Annotated in this window: 16 protein-coding genes and 1 riboswitch; of the genes, 10 read left to right on the top strand and 6 right to left on the bottom strand. The window is 53.5% G+C overall.

All coding sequences use genetic code 11. The features are described from left to right. The first annotated feature begins 29 nt into the window (after nt 1-29). A complete protein-coding gene (locus EGO56_RS20730) occupies nt 30-893 on the top strand; it encodes an alpha/beta fold hydrolase (RefSeq protein ID WP_238349032.1) in 864 nt (287 codons plus the stop codon). Nucleotides 894-1,103: 210 nt separating this feature from the next. On the opposite strand, the gene EGO56_RS20725 is transcribed toward EGO56_RS20730, so the two are convergent. Beyond that, entirely contained in the window at nt 1,104-2,051 is a 948-nt protein-coding gene (locus EGO56_RS20725) for a hydroxyacid dehydrogenase (RefSeq protein ID WP_135910900.1), read from the bottom strand. Continuing rightward, nucleotides 2,051-2,743 carry an RraA family protein gene (locus EGO56_RS20720; protein ID WP_013196118.1) on the bottom strand — a complete coding sequence of 231 codons (693 nt, stop codon included), beginning with the start codon at nt 2,741-2,743 and terminating at the stop codon, nt 2,051-2,053. Before EGO56_RS20720 ends, EGO56_RS20725 begins: the two co-directional genes overlap by 1 nt. A 173-nt stretch (nt 2,744-2,916) precedes the next feature. On the opposite strand from EGO56_RS20720, the gene EGO56_RS20715 reads away from it, so the two are divergent. The 3 genes from EGO56_RS20715 to EGO56_RS20705 all read left to right on the top strand — a co-directional run bounded on the left by EGO56_RS20715 (nt 2,917) and on the right by EGO56_RS20705 (nt 6,125). After that, nucleotides 2,917-3,627, top strand: coding sequence for an IclR family transcriptional regulator (locus tag EGO56_RS20715; protein ID WP_135910899.1), 711 nt, complete (start codon nt 2,917-2,919; stop codon nt 3,625-3,627). Between the two features lie 458 nt (nt 3,628-4,085). Further along, complete coding sequence (locus tag EGO56_RS20710) at nt 4,086-5,066, top strand: DUF1852 domain-containing protein (RefSeq protein ID WP_033735534.1); 981 nt, start codon at nt 4,086-4,088, stop codon at nt 5,064-5,066. 27 nt (nt 5,067-5,093) lie between these two features. Continuing rightward, the gene (locus tag EGO56_RS20705) at nt 5,094-6,125 is read left to right on the top strand and encodes a methionine synthase (protein ID WP_033735535.1); all 1,032 of its coding nucleotides are present in this window, start codon (nt 5,094-5,096) and stop codon (nt 6,123-6,125) included. Nucleotides 6,126-6,347: 222 nt separating this feature from the next. On the opposite strand, the gene EGO56_RS20700 is transcribed toward EGO56_RS20705, so the two are convergent. Both EGO56_RS20700 and EGO56_RS20695 read right to left on the bottom strand, forming a co-directional pair. Further along, a complete protein-coding gene (locus EGO56_RS20700) occupies nt 6,348-9,434 on the bottom strand; it encodes an efflux RND transporter permease subunit (protein ID WP_135910898.1) in 3,087 nt (1,028 codons plus the stop codon). Further along, nucleotides 9,431-10,540 (bottom strand): efflux RND transporter periplasmic adaptor subunit, encoded by a 1,110-nt coding sequence (locus EGO56_RS20695; RefSeq protein ID WP_135910897.1) that lies wholly within the window; start codon nt 10,538-10,540, stop codon nt 9,431-9,433. Before EGO56_RS20695 ends, EGO56_RS20700 begins: the two co-directional genes overlap by 4 nt. Nucleotides 10,541-11,100: 560 nt before the next feature. Between EGO56_RS20695 and EGO56_RS20690 the strand changes: the two genes are divergently transcribed. Both EGO56_RS20690 and EGO56_RS20685 read left to right on the top strand, forming a co-directional pair. Next, nucleotides 11,101-11,730 carry a LysE family translocator gene (locus EGO56_RS20690; protein ID WP_033784982.1) on the top strand — a complete coding sequence of 210 codons (630 nt, stop codon included), beginning with the start codon at nt 11,101-11,103 and terminating at the stop codon, nt 11,728-11,730. 136 nt (nt 11,731-11,866) lie between these two features. Beyond that, a complete protein-coding gene (locus tag EGO56_RS20685) occupies nt 11,867-12,295 on the top strand; it encodes a GFA family protein (protein WP_135910896.1) in 429 nt (142 codons plus the stop codon). Nucleotides 12,296-12,310: 15 nt separating this feature from the next. Here EGO56_RS20685 and EGO56_RS22565 read toward each other — a convergent pair whose 3' ends face one another. Continuing rightward, nucleotides 12,311-12,859 (bottom strand): P-loop NTPase family protein, encoded by a 549-nt coding sequence (locus EGO56_RS22565; RefSeq protein ID WP_238349031.1) that lies wholly within the window; start codon nt 12,857-12,859, stop codon nt 12,311-12,313. A gap of 218 nt (nt 12,860-13,077) precedes the next feature. Beyond that, complete coding sequence (locus EGO56_RS20675; RefSeq protein ID WP_135910895.1) at nt 13,078-13,989, bottom strand: arginase family protein; 912 nt, start codon at nt 13,987-13,989, stop codon at nt 13,078-13,080. A 328-nt stretch (nt 13,990-14,317) separates the two neighbouring features. Between EGO56_RS20675 and EGO56_RS20670 the strand changes: the two genes are divergently transcribed. From EGO56_RS20670 to thiS, 4 genes are all read left to right on the top strand, one after another. Further along, nucleotides 14,318-15,436 carry an alkene reductase gene (locus EGO56_RS20670; protein WP_135910894.1) on the top strand — a complete coding sequence of 373 codons (1,119 nt, stop codon included), beginning with the start codon at nt 14,318-14,320 and terminating at the stop codon, nt 15,434-15,436. A 16-nt stretch (nt 15,437-15,452) separates the two neighbouring features. Further along, nucleotides 15,453-15,767, top strand: a complete 315-nt coding sequence (locus EGO56_RS20665; RefSeq protein WP_033735544.1) for an ArsR/SmtB family transcription factor — start codon at nt 15,453-15,455, stop codon at nt 15,765-15,767. A 146-nt stretch (nt 15,768-15,913) separates the two neighbouring features. Next, a riboswitch (TPP riboswitch) is annotated at nt 15,914-16,033 on the top strand. A gap of 131 nt (nt 16,034-16,164) precedes the next feature. Beyond that, entirely contained in the window at nt 16,165-17,109 is a 945-nt protein-coding gene (locus EGO56_RS20660; RefSeq protein ID WP_135910893.1) for an FAD-dependent oxidoreductase, read from the top strand. After that, nucleotides 17,093-17,290: a sulfur carrier protein ThiS gene (gene thiS / locus EGO56_RS20655; RefSeq protein WP_033735550.1), complete on the top strand. Its 198-nt coding sequence runs from the start codon at nt 17,093-17,095 to the stop codon at nt 17,288-17,290. The genes EGO56_RS20660 and thiS overlap by 17 nt, the downstream gene beginning before the upstream one ends.

Genomic DNA, 17,290 nt, shown 5'->3' with positions numbered 1-17,290 from the left:
GGAATGCATTCCTGCCCCCCTCTCTTTGGTTGACATTAAACACAACTGCTCATCCGGAAAAAGTCCGCGAAGTTGACGTCAACGGGTTATATATCAGGATTTGCGAGCCTGAAAAATGTGTAAATGAAGTCCTGATCGTATACCACGGTGGTGGAGTCAATTCTGATGCAGGTTACGATATTCCTGCACGGCAACTGAGCTGCGCTTTATCCGTCTGCGTGTGTCTCACAGATATTCGCGGACACGGTCGTTCAGGTGGACTCAGAGGAGATGCATTAAGCCCTGAACAAATATGGCAGGATGTGGATATCATCATTGATTATGCCCGCATCATTTACAAGAATGCCCGGATTCACATGCTCTGTCACTCCAGCGGGGGCGGCATGTTGATTAATTACTTTACCCGGCATGTCTTACCGCGAAAAGTTGACAGTCTGGTCCTGCTGTCGCCTGAACTGAGGCCTTTTACACCGCCAGCTTTACACAAGAAGTTGTCTACTCCTTTTGCGTCAGTTAACCGTTGGGCTTTTATCTTTAATGCACTGAGTGCGGGTTTTACAGGAGGGCATCGCACTGGTGTGATGCTTAATTTCCCCAGTGAGGTTATTCACTCAAGACCTGATTTTGTTCAGGTATACAGCGTAAACATGGCAAATGCTCTGACACCAAAAAATCCTTCAGGGCAACTAAAAAAGCTCTCTTTTCCGGTCACAATTCTGCTTGCTGAACAGGATGAGCTGTTTGATGTGAAACGAATGACTGAGTTTTTCAACAGCTGCGGTAATTCACATTTAAGCTGTCAGGTCGTGAAAAACTGCAGGCATCTCGATTGTATTTTTGAACTGACCGACAGCATGAAAAACCATTTCGCACGCCTGTCTTCAGGAATATAAGGCTCAGAACGGATGTGATGATTTAAATAATGAGAAAGCCTTTCTCATCAGTCTGACTTCAGCTGCTCGCTTAAAGCAGAGACGCATTATTTATAACCCACGTGCCTCGATGATAGCCTCTTCAGCGCCTTTAGTGATTGCAGAGACTCAAACCCATAAAAAAGCCGACTGAATAGCGATAAATCTTATCCAGCCGGCTACAGAGATGGCTCAGGATACCGCGCTTTCGTTTTTCAGGGACTCCAGAACGTTCAGAATATTAGTGGCCGCCACCGTTCCCATCTTCACGTAGGAGTTATCACTGACACCGCCAATGTGTGGCGACAGAATCACATTTTCAACATGCTGCCAGATATGCGGCGCCGTCAGAGGTTCAGTGGGGAAACTGTCCAGTGCGGCCCAGGCGACGGTGCCATCATTCAGCGCCGCTAAAAGCGCATCGTCATCAATAAGACCGCCGCGTGCCGTGTTTACCAGAATGGCGCCTTTTTTAAACAACGCCAGTTTCTCTGCATTGATCATCTGGCGGGCCTGTTCGGTCAGCGGACAGTGTAACGAAATGATGTCTGCCTGTTGCAGCAGGTCGTCAAGTGAAGCGGACTCACACTCATCAGGAAAGGTTTTTGCAAAAGGATCATAGGCGAGTACCTTCATGCCAAACGCCCGCCCAATGCGGGCAACGCGACCGCCAATTGCACCAAGCCCGACCAGACCCAGCGTTCTGCCCTCCAGCTCCACAGATTTATGGGTGGATTTGTCCCAGTGCCCCTGACGCATGCGCTGATCCAGCGTTATCACGGATTTGGCGCAGGCTAAAATCATCGCCCAGGTATGCTCGGCTACAGCGGCTGCGTTGGCACCTGGCGCAGACTGAACGCGGATATCGCGTGCCGCGGCTGCCTGTTGATCGATAACGTCAATGCCGCTGCCGTGTTTGGAAATCACGCGCAGGGCAGGCGCAGCATCCATGATGTGGGCATTAATTTTTCCGTAACGGACAATTATCGCCACCGGATTATGCTGCTGGCAGAGTCTGAACAGGGTATCTTCGTCGGGCTGTTTGCCTGCATAAACCAGACTAAACGCGTTCAGCAGGCTGACCGCCTGCGGAGCCAGATCGCTGGCCGTGACCAGAATGACGGGAAGCTGGGTTGTCATCAGAGCGTCTCCCCATCCGTCAGCATGCCAGCGGTTTGCAGGGCTTTCTCCAGCCACGGCGCGCGAAGATCGCCATCACGAATGGCCGCAATACGCCCGGTCTCGAAATCCAGTTTTTTCTGCGCCAGTTCGAGCAGGGCAGGGATCTCTTCACGCGGCAGAATCACCACGCCATCAATATCACCGATGACCAGATCGCCCGGCTGAATGGCAGCACCCGCGACAGAAACCGGGTAGTTGACCCGTCCCGCAACAGATTTGGTCGGGCCACAGGGATTCAGGCCCGCAGCAAACACCGGGAAGCCGTTCGCGCTGAGTGCATCGGCGTCACGCACCGCGCCATCGATGATGATCCCCGCGATGCCGGAGGCTTCAGCCTGGGTCGACATAATCTCTCCGATTAAGGCACAGCTGATATCGCCTTTGCCATCAACCACAATCACGTCGCCTGGCTGGGCGATTGCCAGTGCGGCATGGATCGCCAGATTATCGCCTGGCCGGACCTCGACGGTGATAGCGGGACCAGCGACTTTCATCGTGGAGGCTACCGGTTTGACGCGACCATGCAGCGTTCCGCGTCGACCGGCCACATCAGCCAGTATTGCAGCCTGGAACTGAGCCGCCTGTTTAACAAGTTCTGGCGCGACACGGATAATGTCGCGATTGATGAAGGTATTCTCTGCATGTGGCATAGATTATTCCTCTTTCGTTTTACCAGGTACAACTTAGTTGTACAATATAAAACTACTATATCGATGTTAATTCGCATCACACCAGTGTTAAGCACTCATTTGTGATGTAAATACGATGTGAATCACAAATTGCGCGGTAAACTGCCTGCCGTCGCATACAGGAGGACGTACCAATGGGGAATGAAGGCGTAATTGCCGTAGAAAAAGCGCTGGCGCTGCTGGATTGTTTCAAACCTGGCGAGGAGTCGCTGACGCTTACCGCGCTGGCGCAGCTGTCGGGTTACCACAAAACGACGGTCTATCGCCTGATGAACTCACTTGAGCGCATGAATTATGTGATTCGCCGCGACAATGGCGTCTATACCCTGGGGCCGAGGCTGCTCTATCTGGGCAAGCTCTATGAACAATCCTTTCATCTGGCCAGCATTGTTCAGCCTGAGCTTCACGCTCTGGCGACCGCGACGGGCGAAAGCGCCTCATGGTATGTGATAGAAAACGATCAGCGGCTCTGTCTGTTCAGAGCTGAGCCTTCTGAAGGACTGCGTGAAACGCGCCTGCCCGGCACCTTTCTGCCGCTGGATAACTCTGCCATCGGACAGGTGCTTCGCTACTGGGGAAAGAACGAACCCCTGTTTGAGACTGTACCTGAACTACCGCTGTTTACCTCCGGGATGCGCGATCCGCACATTGCGGCATTTTCCGTACCGGTGTTTGGAGAAGGCGACAGGCTGCTCGCTGCGCTGGCACTGACCGGGCCATCGTCACGTCTGACGCAGGCGAAGTGTGAAAGCGGACTGGGGAAACTGATGAAAGAAGCGGCCAACCGACTTTCGGTTAAATCTGGCGCGCATAAAGTGACATGCGATAATTTTTACAAGATTTAGCCGACGTGAAGGGCACAGGTGATTCCATGTCAGGGCCGTGCACGCCCTGAGCAGCAATTTTCTGCAGGCTGGAATCGATTAATTTCCGCAAAGGTGAATAAAATGATGTCTGGCGTGTCTGAGTACTTAACCCTCAAACGGCCCGCCGCTGTGATGGGGTGATATTAAATCATTGATATTTATTAAAATAATTTACTTCCGGTGCGCCTTTAAACATTCTGATTTAATGTCAGATGGTTAAAGGCACGCTGGCCGCATGAAAAATCCCCCACTTTCCCGCCTCAACATGAATTTCCTTCATGTTCGTTGAAATTTAATCACTTTTTTTCAACCGGATGTTGAGGCATAAAGTAAGAATTGTTAATAACTTTGAGTCATATGACTGCGTGTTAAGGGATAGCAAAGCTGCATAACCCTGAAGCAACAAATCATATCAGCGACCAGGATACCCGATAGCGATGAACAACTTAGCCTTTACCCTCAAGCGCATTCGTTTCGACGAAAACTATAACCCTTCGAAAAATACGCGGGCGACGACTAACTTCGCGAATCTGGCGCGTGGCGAAAAACGCCAGGAAAACCTGCATAACGCGCTGGCGATGATCGACAACCGGTTCAACGCGCTGGCGCACTGGGACAACCCAAAAAGCGATCGTTACGCTGTCGAACTTGAGATTATTTCTGCTGAGCTGAATCTTCGTCCAGGCAGCAACGACGAATCGTTCCCGGCGATTGAGATTCTGAAGACCCATATTGTCGATCACAAAACCGGTGAACGTTTCGAGGGGATTGTCGGCAATAACTTCTCCTCCTATGTGCGTGATTATGATTTCAGCGTGGTGCTGACAGAGCACAATAAAGGCCAGACTGAATTCAGTCTGCCGGATGATTTCGGCCAGCTGCATGGCAACATTTTTAAAAGCTTCGTCAACTCAGCGGCCTATAAAGAAAACTTCAATAAGTCTCCGGTCATCTGCCTGAGTGTGTCGAGCAAAAATACCTATGTGCGCACCGGTAATGTGCATCCGGTGCTGGGCATCGAATACCAGCAGGATGCGCCTTCGCTGACTGATTTTTATTTTGGAAAAATGGGCCTGAAAGTGCGTTTCTTTATGCCGCAGGGCAGTGTTGCGCCGCTGGCCTTCTACTTCCACGGTGACCTGCTCAGCGATTACACCAATCTTGAGCTGATCAGCACAATCAGCACCATGGAAACGTTCCAGAAAATCTATCGCCCGGAAATCTACAACGCGAATTCTGCAGCCGGACAGTGCTATCAGCCAACGCTGCAGCATCAGGATTATTCATTAACCCGCATCGTTTACGATCGCGAAGAGCGCAGCCGTCTGGCCGTTGAGCAGGGTAAGTTTACTGAGGCGCATTTCATCAAGCCGAATCAGACACTTCTCGCACAATGGTCTGCTGAATCCGTTCTTTGATTAATTAAAAACAAAAGGTCACCTGCTATGAAAACTTTATTACCGACATCCACTGCGGGCAGCCTGCCTAAACCGTCCTGGATCGCGCAGCCAGAGGTGCTCTGGTCACCCTGGAAACTGCAGGATGAAGAGTTAGTTGACGGTAAAAGAGATGCACTGCGTCTCTGTCTGGACGACCAGGTTCGTGCCGGCATTGATATCGTCAGTGATGGTGAGCAGACCCGTCAGCACTTTGTGACGACGTTTATTGAACACCTCAGCGGCGTGGATTTTGAGAAGCGTGAAGTGGTCCGCATCCGTAATCGTTATGACGCCAGCGTGCCGACCGTGGTGGGTGAAGTCTCACGTCAGAAGCCGGTGTTTGTTGAAGATGCAAAAATCCTGCGCAAGCTGACCGATCGTCCTATTAAATGGGCGTTGCCGGGTCCGATGACGATGATCGACACCCTCTATGACAATCATTATAAAAGTCGTGAAAAGCTGGCCTGGGAATTTGCAAAAATCCTCAACCAGGAAGCGAAAGAGTTAGAAGCCGCGGGCGTTGATATTATTCAGTTCGACGAACCAGCCTTTAACGTCTTCTTTGATGAAGTGAATGACTGGGGTATCGCCGCGTTAGAGCGAGCTATCGAAGGGCTGAAGTGTGAAACCGCCGTTCACATCTGCTACGGCTACGGCATTAAAGCGAATACCGACTGGAAGAAAACGCTGGGAACAGAGTGGCGTCAGTACGAAGAGGTCTTCCCGAAACTGCAGCGTTCGGCTATCGACATCGTTTCACTGGAGTGCCAGAACTCGCGCGTGCCGATGGATCTGATCGAGCTGATTCGCGGTAAAAAAGTCATGGTCGGTGCTATCGACGTGGCTACTCATGAGATTGAGACGCCGGAAGCAGTCGCAAACACGCTGCGCAAAGCACTGCAGTTCGTGGATGCTGAAAATCTCTATCCTTCAACCAACTGCGGCATGATTCCTCTGCCGCGTCAGGTTGCCAATGGCAAACTGCATGCGTTGAGTGCGGGTGCCGAGATTGTCCGCAGAGAAATTCTGGGAAAATAATCTTTTCCTGAGCATCCTCAGTCCGGCTTCAGATGCCTGAAAGCCGGACTGAACTGCCCTTACTTTTGTTTTATCTGTCCCGCTATCCATCTCTGCAGGCTCTTCATTCCACTCCTCTTAAATCACGTTCAGATTCCCTGTTATGAAACCTCAGTAACATAATCCGCTATGTTGTCGGGCGTGAATCACCTGGTCAGCGATCACGCCCGTTGCGGATTACGTTCAGCTCAGAGTTTCGTCAGCGGAGCGGGGGTGATCCGGGCGGATTCTGAACCAGATCGCGTACATCGCTGGCAGGAATACCAGCGTAATCAGGGTACCGCCTAACGTACCGCCAATCAGGGTATAGGCCAGCGTTCCCCAGAATACGGAGTGCGTCAGCGGAATGAAGGCCAGAATGGCAGCCATTGCCGTCAGCAGCACCGGACGCGCACGTTGTACCGTTGCTTCCACCACCGCATCAAAAGGCGAGAGTCCTTCATGTTCATTATGGTGAATCTGGCCTATCAGGATGAGCGTGTTACGCATCAGGATGCCCGACAGCGCTATCAGTCCAACCAGTGCATTGATGCCAAACGGCTGGTTAAAGAGAAGTAGCGTCGGCACCACACCAATCAGTCCCAGAGGCGACGTCAGAAAGACCATCACCATCGCCGACATCGAACGTACCTGCAGAATGATAATCAGCAGCGTCATGGCGATCATAATCGGGAACAGCGGGGCCATTGCTTTGGTCGCTTTACCAGATTCTTCAATCGAGCCCGCCTGTTCAATGCGGTAGCCCGCTGGCAGTGAATCGATGATGGGCTGCAACGCGTTGAGCATCTGCTTTGAGACATCCGGCGGCTGCAGATGCTCAGCAATATCACCGCGCACCGTCAGCGTCGGGGTGCGATCGCGGCGACGCAGAATCGGATCTTCCATGCGTACGTCTACGTCGCCTATCTGAGAGAGCGGAATACGCTGACCTAGGGAACCGACTAAGGTAAAGCCCGCTATTCTGGCTGGATCGAGGCGGATGTTACCCGCTGCGCGTCCCATCACCTGCACGGAGCGGATATCTTCACGCACTGAGGTAATCGGAACGCCAGAGAGCAGGAACTGAAGCTGCTCTGCCACCGCATTCGATGTCAGCCCCACGGCCTGCAGACGATCCTGATTAAGCGTGAAATGCAGCGTCGGCACCTTTGGACCCCAATCCGTATTAACTGTTCTCATCAGCGGACTGGCCTGTAGCACTGCCTCTACGTCGGCTGCGATGGTGCGCAACGTGTCGGCATCCGGCCCCATGATGCGATATGCCACCGGATAGGGCGAGTAGGGACCAAAGACCAGTTGAGTCACGCGGATGCGCGCCTCTGCTGCAAGTCCATCAGCCGCCGCTTCGCGTAACCGCTGCTTAAGTGCTTCGCGCGCTTCCTGGCTGTCCGTCAGCACAACAATTTTCGCAAACGAGGGGTCGGGCAGCTCGGGAGCCATGGCCAGATAAAAACGCGGTGACCCTTGTCCGATATACGATGTGACGATTTTTGCTTCCGGCTGCTTCTGCAGCCAGGCTTCGATTTTTGCCGTCGCGTTGCTGGTCTCCTCAATAGCGGTGCCATAAGGCATCTGGACTTCAACCAGCACTTCCGGGCGGTCAGAGGTGGGGAAAAATTGTGCGTTAACTATCCCCATGCCGAGCACGGCAAGCGTAAAAAGGGCAACTACCGAACCGGCTACCAGCCATTTGCCTGCGATGACGCGGCCCAGAATATAACGGAAGCGGTTGTAATGGCGGGTGTTATAAATCGCGGTATGTCCTCCCGCCACCGTTTTGATCTCCGGCAGCATTTTCACGCCAAGATAAGGCGTAAAGACCACCGCGACTATCCACGAGGCGATCAGGGCGATACCGACAATCCAGAACATGTTGCTGGTGTACTCACCGGCGGTAGACTGTGCGAAACCGTTGGGCATAAAGCCCACAGCGGTAACCAGCGTACCCGCCAGCATCGGTGCCGCCGTATGACTCCAGGCATAGGCAGAAGCTTTGATGCGGTCATAACCTTCTTCCATTTTGACCACCATCATTTCAATCGCGATGATGGCGTCATCGACCAGCAAACCCAGGGCAAGGATCAGCGAACCCAGCGTGATGCGATCGAAATTCTTGCCGGACGCCTCCATCACAACAAACACAATAGCCAGCGTCAGTGGCACGGCTGCGGCGACCACCACACCCACCCGCCAGCCCATACTGACGAAGCAGACCACCATGACCACCAGCAGGGCGACAAAAAACTTGATCATGAATTCGTCTACGGCTGAACTGATATTGATAGCCTGATCGGTGACCTTCGTCAGCGTCATACCCAGCGGCATGCCGTCATTAATTCTGGTCGTTTCCTCGTCCAGTGCCTTACCGAGATCAAGACCATTCCAGCCATCACGCATAACGACGCCTAACAACAGCGCCGGTTCGCCCTGATTACGCACGATAAAGGTCGCCGGATCTTCATAGCCTCGCTCAACAGTCGCGACATCTGCAAGGCGCAGCGTTCTGCCCCCGGCCACGACAGGCGTCTGGCGAATCTTTTCCAGGGTGTCGAAGGCGCCATCAAGACGGATAAAGATCTGGGGGCCGCTGGCATCTATCGAACCGGCAGGGGTCAGCACGTTCTGACTGTTCAGGGCAGAAAAGATATCCTGAGGGGAAATGCCGAGCGTGGCCAGCCTGTCATGTGAGAACGAGATAAAAATTCGCTCACTCTGCTCACCAATAATGTTGACCTTTTTAACGCCGGGCACATGCAGAAGCTGCTGGCGCAGGGATTCAGCATCCCTTGCCAGCAGACGCTGCGGCTCCCCTTTGGCCTTAAGCGCAAATAAGGCAAAAGTCACATCAGAGAACTCGTCGTTAACCATCGGTCCGATAACGCCCGCAGGCAGGCTGCTGGCTTCATCACCGACTTTCTTGCGTGCCTGATAGAACTCTTCCTGTACCTGTGAAGGCGGCGTGCTGTCCTGCAGTGACAGCATGGTAAACGCCAGCCCCGGACGGGTATAGGTCTCACTGCGGTCGTACCACTTAAGCTCCTGCAGCCGCTTCTCCAGCGGCTCAGCAACCTGATCCTGCATCTCCTGCGCTGTAGCACCCGGCCAGGCCGTGATAAGGGTCATCTGCTTGACGGTAAAAGGCGGGTCTTCCGCTCGCCCAAGTTCGAAGAACGACAGGATACCGGCGACAGTAATCAGAATGATCAGGAAGAGGGTAACCGAGCGCTCGCGCACAGCCAGCGCCGAGAGATTAAAACGTTCCTTGCTCATGGATGACTCCCCGCGCTGCGCTCGTTGCCTTGCGGCGACGTGCGCACTTTTTCACCCTCATGAAGCAGGTGTGCGCCAAGCGCAACGACCTGCTCACCTGGCTTGAGGTTTCCGACAACGCCGGCATTGTCATCCCCAAGGTTGATCACCTGCACCGGTCGCCATGAGACGGTTGCGGGCTGACCTGAAATGCCCCAGACGCCCGGCCCTTTCCCCGGATCGTAGAGCGCGGCTAAGGGCACGTTCATGACCGAAGCTTTGCTGGCGTTTTCCGCGATGTTAAGCGTGACGGTCGAGCCGAGCGGTGCATTAGCCAGCGCGCCCTCCAGGACATATCTCGCTTCAAAGGTTCGCGTCACCGGATCTGCGGCATCGGATAGCAGGCGCAGCCTGGCGGGCACCTGTTTATCGCCGGAGCCGTAGAGCGTAGCCTGAGCATCGCTGTCCGGCGCAGGCCTGAGCGTCTCCGGTAATTGCACAATGGCCTCGCGCTGACCGGCTCTGGCGAGGCGGATAACGGCCTGTCCGGCACTCACCACCTGACCCGGTTCTGCCAGCGTATCCACGACAACGCCATCAGCGTCGGCCAGCAGCACCGCATAACCGGTTGCATTCTGCGCCACGCTGGCCTGGGCCTGTGCGGCTTTGAGATCGGCTCTGGCCGTATCGGCGGCGGCTTTTATCTGGTCGTAGGCTGATGCCGACACGGCACCCGTCGCGACAAGGCCGCGATAGCGTGCTTCATCCTGCGTCGCTTGCTTAGCCCGTGCCCGTGCTGCCTCCACAACCTGTTGCTGAGCCTGAGACTGCAGTGTCAGGTCAATCGGATCCAGACGCATCAGCGGCTGACCGCGTTTAACCGTCTGACCGGTATCCACCAGACGTTCAAGGATTTTGCCCTGTACTCTAAAACTGAGATCGCTTTGAATCCGGGCGACCACAACGCCGGTAAAGGCGTGGGTTCGATCTCTCGCGCTTACCACGGTTGCAGTCCGCACCAGAGGAGCCTGGGTACGGGGATCGTCGCGGGTGGAAGGTTCACCGCAGGCCACCAGGGCCAGCGGCAACACGTAAACAGCAAGGGTGGCGGATTTAAGCCTGAGCATGAGTTCCCTTAAAGCGGTAACAGGATAGTTTGCGCATTCTCATTCCTGTGACCAAATAAGTCAATGGTCACAAATGGCTGAATTTTCGTTATGAACAGATAAAGGCATGTTACCGCGCAGGGGTCGTTAAAAAGGATTATGGCAGCTGAATAGTGGGTGATATCAGGGGATGAGGGCAAAGAGAGCGGTTCCTGGACGCCTTACATCTTTGAGTCGGCAGGCACAGTGCATTTGTGCATGCTCCTGAGATCGGTATCGGTATAATTTATCCCCTTAACATCGGTGACTCTGATTGACAGGATGTGACCATTATGTGATGGGGTCACAGATCGTGAGTGATGTCAGGCAGAGCGATGCTGCTCCAGCTTGCGCGGGAAGCGACGTCTGAATAGCGATTAACGCGCATCTGTCACTCTGTAAGCACAGCCCATCGCCGCCGTACCTGCTGCCTGCCGGTTCTTATTAAGCCGCATCCGTAAAGCCTGCAATATGTGAATGAATAGTAAATTTCTTTGCCAGCGGATATAACATATTGATAACCCCGCATCGCAGAGAAAAATATGGCGCTGTCACACGAGTTAATCCTGATCTTCACGACCTATTTTGTCGCTACGGCCAGCCCCGGACCGAGCAATATGGCGATAATGGGGACAGCGATGAAAAAGGGCAGAGGTGCCGCGCTGGCGCTGGCTGCGGGTGTCGTGAGTGGTTCAATGATCTGGGCGCTGCTGGCAGCCTGCGGTGTGCTGACCGTGCTGACAACCTTTGCTCAACTGCTGATTGCGTTAAAAATTGGCGGCGGAATATATCTGCTCTGGCTGGCGTTCAAAGCCGGTAAATCTGCGTTACGCCGTACGGAAGCCGGTGAATTTAAAACCAGCGATACCCGGGTCGCTTATGGCAGCCTGTTCCGCCAGGGTATTCTGATGCATATCGGCAACCCCAAGGCGATTCTGACCTGGGTGGCGATTATGTCATTTGCCCTTAAACCGGATGCGGTCGCCTCGACGTTACCGATGATCATCTGCGGCTGTGCGGCGATCTGTATGGTTGTGTTCGGTGGCTATGCTTTGCTGTTCTCGACAGCTGTAATGAGCGCTTTTTACCGCCGCATTCGTCGCGGGCTGGATGCGCTGTTAGCCTGTTGCTTTGCGCTGGCAGGATTGAAACTGGTCTTCAGCCGCAACTAATTACAGCTAATGATGACGGAGCGTCATCCGTTTTGACTCATCACCCGGAACGATGAGGTGATGAGCCGAAGCGGCAGCATGCGATGCAATCCGATAGCCCGCGCACAACCCCGAATCCTGATTCGAAAGGCGAAAAATGAAAGGCTCATGTCTGTGTGAAACCGTTGTTTTTGAGATTTCGGTAACCCCCACGCTCTATTACCGTTGTCACTGCTCTCTGTGCAGAAAGCAGACCGGAACCGGTTATAACCTGGCAACGCTGATAAAAGAGCGTGATTTTGCCTGGATAGCAGGCGAAAGCCAGATCGCGTCGTGGCGTAAACCAACAGGTTATCGCACTGACTTTTGCGGCAGCTGTGGTTCTGTTGTTCCAAACCGATTGCGCGACCAGCCTTACATCTGGCTTCCGATCGGCTTACTGAATGCCCCTGTCGCGATGCAATGCATAGGGGACTACTGTACCGATGACGCCATGCCGTGGGACCATACCCGTTCAGAGACTAATCATGCGGGGCCAGTAGCGTCGCTGAATGCACTGCTGACGAGTTTAAAGGTTGTTGATTAATCACAGCGGTGTGGGTTACTTATTTTTTAACTTTAAGCCCCAGTATTCTGAACAGGCTTTAATCTCGTGTGGAGAATGAAGCAGAACTTTTGGCAATCTGACCTGGTCGTAAAGCGTCTGATGATACTTACGATTCTGCGGGGCAGTACGGATAATATATTTCAGCATCTCCAGGGTTACGGACTCTCTGCTCATCCCGAGCCCCCCTATTCGCGGTGTCGATGAATAACACCTGCGAATATAACGCAGCAGTGCCACTGTCACTTTTACATCCAGAAGAATCAATCCCGTGGCATGAGCAAATCGTTCCTGAATACATTTTGTATAATTACCCTCCATCACCCATTTTTCCTGACTCACTGCATCTGCATGCAATTCGCGAAATGCTTCCGGTGCTCTGGGAATCCATTGACTATTCGGAAGATGGTGAAGTTGATCAAGATGAACAACAGGTAAATTCGTTTTGCGGGAAATAGCCTCAGCTAAGGTAGATTTACCACTGTTTGAAGGACCCATAATACAAATGCGTGGTCCCAGCGCATCTAAAGTGAGTGCACTATTCACAATATCCCCTTTTAAAATATTGCTGTAAGATAGGGTTTAGATAGATTCTAATGCCTTGAATTAGAGATAAAAACCTTAAATCGGGCTAATATACCGAGCAATGTCAGTATTTTTCACACTTCTTTAGTGTGAACCTCTCAGCGTTCAGGCATGCATGAATGAGACTGCATTAGAAAAATAAAATGAGCACGTAAAATAAAAAATGGCAGTCAAAAGATTCAGATATCCCCGGTTATGCTACCTATAATATGGGCAACCAGATCAGCAGCAGTGCCATCGGGATCCCGATCAGGGTCATAAATAGTCACTGTAATCCCACAACAGCGAACGTGGCTGAACAGCGTGCTGCAAAGATAAATAAGCTTTTCAGAGGTTAATCCCGGCGTGCCCGGACAGTCAACTGCAGCCATTTCCCCGCTATCCAGAATATCGATATCCAGATGTATCCAGAAGGATGTCAGAGGAGTGACATCCAGCCGCTTGAAAATCACATTGATCAGTTGGTTATCCGATAGTGCTAAAGCGTCAGAGATCGTTATTCTTTGGATGTCTGTGTCTGCGATGTCAGGCCATTCATAATCTTCAAGGTGTGACTCACGTTCACCCAGCTGAATAACTGCGCCATCTGCAACCAGCGGCCCATCAATACCTGGCCATTGAGTCAGCAATGCTTCTCCACGTCCGGTTACCAAAGCCAGATCCATTCCAGCTGCCGCACCTGGCTTAGACGCGCGAGTCCAGTTACCCGGGTGTCGGAAGTCACTATGCCCGTCAATATGCAGCAGCGCTATCTGCCCTTCGCTTCGCCGGCTTCCCAATAGAGCACCCGGCAATATTGCGCAATCCCCCCCAATAACGACGGGCTTGAGTTTTTGAGTGCGGGCAATTTCAACTTCATCAGCCAGCATTAAATTAAGATGCCGAAGTTTGTGACCGTTCAGGATGTCAGTTCCCGGTTCACTTTCAGGACTGTAATCAGGGCACCGGAGGGAAATGACTTCATAGGCGGCATAAGTATTTTGAAGCCCGTGCTGCATGAGAACAGCAGGTGCGAGGCTTGTGCCCGGTATATGACCTTCATAAAGTGGGTTGAGGCCCAGATTTGACGGCACAAGAATTATTTTTTTCATCTAATCTCCTGAGTTATTTAAGTCTGGTTGATCACACTAGCCCTGAACGAATGTGGATCATAGCCGTATTGTTAACACATCGGTCGCTGACGACTATCCGTTCAATAACGCGCGGCAGAAAAATTACTGAATACCGGACTGAGTGCGGCGTCTGCATCAACCAAATAGATTACGTTTCATTAACTGATTACTTCATCGCCCTGAAGCGTCAAGTCTGCAAGCTGACACCCTCATAAACCCGGCTTAAAACAAAAAGCACTCATTACACATTTACAAATTTAAATGTGTAAATATAATGGCGCCTTTATACATCAGAGGAATTTTTGTCATGCCGTCACTGTTTACCCCCCTGAACCTGGGCGATCTCACGCTTCGTAACCGCATTGTACTGCCGCCACTGACGCGTTGCCGCAGTGAGCAGCCGGGCAATATTCCTGGCGAGTTGATGGTGGAGTATTACCGTCAGCGTGCCAGCGCGGGACTGATGATCACCGAAGGCACCCAGATTGAACCTCGCGGGCAGGGTTATGCATGGACGCCGGGGATCCACAGCGACGCCCAGATCGCGGGCTGGAAAAAGGTCACAGAGGCGGTACATCAGGAAGGCGCCACGATTTTCTGTCAGCTCTGGCACGTTGGTCGCGTCTCTCACAATGAACTTCAGCCGGGTAAACAGGCACCTGTCGCCCCTTCAGCCATCGCCGCCGATAACGTCCGGGTGTTTATCGAAACCGGACCCGGTGCGGGGATATTAACTGCACCCAGCGAACCACGGACACTGACCAACGCGGAAGTAAAAGAGATCGTCGCGCTTTACCGACGAGCGGCAGAAAATGCCAAAGAGGCCGGTTTTGACGGTGTGGAACTGCATTCTGCCAACGGTTATCTGATTAACCAGTTTATTTCGGAGCACACCAACTTCCGCACGGATGAATATGGCGGCTCAGCAGAGAATCGTCTGCGCTTCCTGCGTGAAGTTGTTGAGGCGGTCAGCGCGGTATTTGGCAGCCACCGTGTTGGCGTGCGGTTTGCGCCATTGTTTTCGAGTACCGACGAAGAGCGCGTCTATCTTGGCCTGGTTGAACGCGATCCCCATGCGACCTATATCCGCGCCGCGCAGCTGCTGAATGATCTGGAAGTGGGCTATCTCTCTATTGCCGAAGCGGACTGGGATAATAGCCCGGATATGCCAGAGAGTTTCCGGGTTGCGCTGCGGGAAACATTCCGTTCTCCGATCATCTATTCTGGTCGCTACACGGCGGAAAAAGCACAGCGTATGCTGGATAGAGGCTGGGGCGATCTGGCGGGTTTTGGCCGCTCGTTTATTGCGAATCCCGATTTGCCGGCACGTATTAAAGCAGGTCATCCGCTGAATCCCGTCGATCACGCTTCCCTGTATGGCGGCACTGAGAAAGGCTATACTGACTATCCTGTTTTTCAATCCTGATCTTATGAGAGGCGGCATGTCCCCCGAAAATGCCCTGAAGTTACTGTCCAATCCGACCCGGGTGGCAGTGCTGAAGTGGCTTAAAAATCCTGACGAAGCGTTTGCGGGCTATTCTCAGCTCTATCCCTTCGCTCAGTATGGCGTCTGTGCCACCCTCATCCAGGACAAGGCGGGCTTATCACAGCCCGCTACTTCATTATGCCTGAAAGCCCTGCACAATGCGGGACTGGTCGAAGCCAGCAAAGTCGGGAAGTGGACTTACTATCGCCGCGCTGAACCGCGTATTCGTGAAATAACCGACGTGGTGACGCAAGCGCTGCAGGCGCTTTAGGGCGCCTGCCGTTTCAGCACTTCTCTGTTTTCTCATCTGCGAATGCAGAGCCTTCACACTTACAGTAAACGCCTTCACCTATCCCCCGGATTTCTGACTCGTCTTCACGCACGCGGCTTGACGAAGCTGCCCGCTTAACTTACAACTAATGCCGTCAGGGGAGTCTCGCCAGAGAGACTGAGAGGCTAATAGCGCAGTGCGCGGCTTAGCGACCCTTAGAACCTGACCCAGTTGATACTGGCGTAGGAAGACGGGTATCGCATCCGATACTTGCCGCAGACGCGCGTTCGCGACGCCTTTGCCTATTCCCTCTGTATCACGGGTCTTCGTTAACCGATAACGAGGCCAAAGTGAAACATCTCATTCTTAATCACTCTCTTCCTCTCCGGTGGGCACCATGAGCCGCTGGTCGGTGCTCGGCAGCGGCGTTGCCGGGCTGTGTGTCGCCACGCTACTGCTGGAACGGGGAGAAGCCGTTGAAGTCATTACGCAACCTGACTGTCGCGCCGCCTCACACTGGGCGGGGGGCATGCTTGCGCCCTGGTGCGAAGCAGAAAGCGCGCCGCCCCAGGTCATCGAATGGGGCCAGCACGCTGCCGGATGGTGGGCGAAACGCGTCGACGGCGTGGAGCAGCAGGGCACGCTGGTGGTTGCGCCACCGCGAGACAGTCGTGAACTGACGCGCTTCGCCAGCATGACGCAGCAGCATCAGTGGGTTGCGCCCGGTGACATCGAACCGGCGCTGGAAAATCGCTTTGCCCGCGGCCTGTTCTTTGCCGCAGAGGCGCATCTTGATCCGCGCCGTGCACTGCAGCAACTGCGCGTTACACTGCAGGAGGCGGGCGTACCCTTTCACAGCGGTAAACCTGGCGGCAAAATTATCGACTGCCGCGGCATCCATGCTCTTGATCAGCAGCCCGCTCTGCGCGCCGTGCGGGGCGAAATGCTGATCCTGCACACGCTTGACGTTCAGCTCTCCCGTCCGGTCCGTTTGCTGCATCCGCGCTTTCCCTGCTATCTGGTGCCGCGTGCCGGAGGCCACTTCATGCTCGGCGCCACCATGGTCGAAAGTCACGACAGCAGCCCGATCAGCGCCAGGGCGATGATGGAGTTGCTGAGCGCGGCTTACAGCCTGCATCCGGCGCTGGCGGAAGCGCGGATCGTGGAGAGCGGCACCGGTCTGCGTCCCGCCTACCGCCAGAACCTGCCGGAAGTCCGCTATGAAAATGGCCGTTTCTCGTTAAACGGGCTGTATCGCCACGGCTTTTTACTGGCCCCGATCATGGCTGAAAAACTTATGCTGCAACTCACTCAGGAGATGACTCATGCGAGTTCAACTTAATGGACGCACGATTGAAACCAGCGCAATAACGCTGGCGGAACTTATGGCGGAGCAGCAGATCGACCCGCGCACCGTCGCCACCGCACTGAACGGTGAGTTTGTGCCGCGCAGCCGTTATGCCAGCCAGCAGCTTGAAGCGGGCAGCCAGCTGGAAATCCTGTCACCGATGCAGGGAGGTTAA

It is taken from the genome of Pantoea vagans, assembly GCF_004792415.1.
Lineage (GTDB): Bacteria > Pseudomonadota > Gammaproteobacteria > Enterobacterales > Enterobacteriaceae > Pantoea > Pantoea vagans.
This window is presented reverse-complemented; position numbering and strand designations above follow the sequence as displayed.